1 protein-coding gene is annotated in these 1931 nt (G+C 61.9%); it reads left to right on the top strand.

Annotation, left to right across the window (positions count from 1 at the left end):
- On the top strand, positions 1-1889 hold a 1889-nt coding region (locus EN893_RS31670), incomplete at its 5' end, for an EAL domain-containing protein (RefSeq protein ID WP_128362084.1).
- Between the last annotated feature and the right edge of the window lie 42 nt (positions 1890-1931).

Here is a 1931-nt window from a genome sequence, read left to right as displayed (position 1 = left end):
GGATGGTCGTGATCTTCATTATGACCATGACTTGGCCGATCTCGCTGGGCTTCATCCTGCGGGGCGATCCCTATCACTTCATTCTCGGCCTGCTTTCGGCGCCATTTCTTTTTGCTATCAAGCGCTTCGCCGATCTGGTCCGCGAGGTGCTTTTCGCCGCCCTGTCCGAGGAAAAGAAGGCCAATCGCATCGCCCAGCGCTTCAACCGAGCGCTCAACACCATGTCGCACGGCCTTGTCATGCTCGGCCCGGACGGCCGCGTCGCGGTGGCCAATGCCGAGGCGGCGCATCTGATGTCGCTCAAGTCGCCCGACGCGCTGCTCGGCCGGTCGATCCATGGTCTGTTGATGCGCGGTGTCGCCGGCGGCATGCTGGCGCCCAAGGATTGCCGCTACATCGAGGCCCAGCTGACGCGTGCCCTGCGCGAGGGCCGCGACCGCAAGGTGCTGGTTTCCCTCGCCAACGGCCAGCATTACGAGTTCTCGGCTCGCGAAGGCAGCCAGGAACTGGGCGTCATCACCTTCGAGGACGTCACCGCCCGTGTCGAGGCGGAAGACAAGATCCGCTTCATGGCACGTTACGACAACCTCACCGGCCTGCCCAACCGCGCCTATTTCCATGAACTGGTAGGCGAGGCCATGGTATCAGGCGATCGCGATCGTCTCTGCGGCCTTGCGGTGCTCGACCTCGACGATTTCAAGAGCGTCAACGACACGCTTGGCCATCCGATCGGCGATGGCTTGATCTATGCCGTTGCCGAGCGGCTTGCCGCCATTGCCAGGCAAGATATCACGGTCAGCCGTTTCGGTGGCGACGAGTTCATGATCTTCTTCGACCGCGTCGAGGATGAGAGCCATCTGACCAGCCAGCTCGACGAGATTTTCGCCGGCCTGCAAGGGGAAGTCGACGTCGCCGGTCACGGGCTGCGCATTCAGGCCAGCGGCGGCGCGGTGCTGTCACGGGTCAAGGATACCGATGTCGACGCCATGATCGTCAAGGCGGACCTGGCGCTCTACAAGGCCAAGGAGCTCGGCAAGAACAGCTGGCGGCTGTTCGAAGCCTCGATGGATGCCGCCTTCCGCAACCGTCAGCTGATGAAGGCGGACCTGCGTACAGCCGTGGAAAGCAAGGGCTTGAGGGTGGTCTATCAGCCGATCGTGGCGATGAGCACCATGCGTATCGCCAGCTGCGAGGCGTTGTGCCGGTGGGATCATCCCGATCTCGGGCCGATCTCGCCCAGCATCTTCATTCCTTTGGCCGAGGAAATGGGCATCATTTCCGAGATCAGCACCTTCGTGCTGCAGGCAGCCTGCGCCGAATGCGCCAAATGGCCGGACCAGACCAGCGTCTCGGTCAATCTCTCGGCCAAGGATTTCCGCAACCGCGACGTCATCCAGAAGGTTCGCGATGCGTTGGCCGGCTCCGGCCTCGCCGCCTCCCGGCTCGAGATCGAGGTCACCGAAACGGCGCTGCTCGACGACAAGTCGCTGACGCGCCAGTATATCGAGGAGCTGAAGCAGATCGGCGTACGCATCGCGCTCGACGATTTCGGCACCGGCTATTCGAGCCTGAGCTATCTGCACAAACTGCCGCTCGACAAGATCAAGATCGACCGCTCGTTCCTGATGGACGTCACCCAGAACCCCCGTTCGCTCGAGCTGCTCAAGGGTATCGTCAACCTATCGCGGCCGCTGGGGCTTTCGGTCACCGTCGAGGGTGTAGAGACCTTCGAGCAGCTCAAGATACTGGCGCTGCAGGTCAAGCCCGACCTTGTCCAGGGGTTCCTGTTCGGTTCGGCGCTCAGCGCTTCCGGCATCGAGACCATGTCGAACACGGTATGGCCCTTCGCCAAGGACATCAATACAGCCAAGAGAGCCGCACGCCGCTGACCGGTGCCGGGAAGAATGTCGCCTTTTCATAAAAATTTACGG

This window comes from Mesorhizobium sp. M7A.F.Ca.CA.004.04.2.1 (assembly GCF_004022825.1).
Taxonomy (GTDB): Bacteria; Pseudomonadota; Alphaproteobacteria; order Rhizobiales; family Rhizobiaceae; genus Mesorhizobium.
This window is presented reverse-complemented; position numbering and strand designations above follow the sequence as displayed.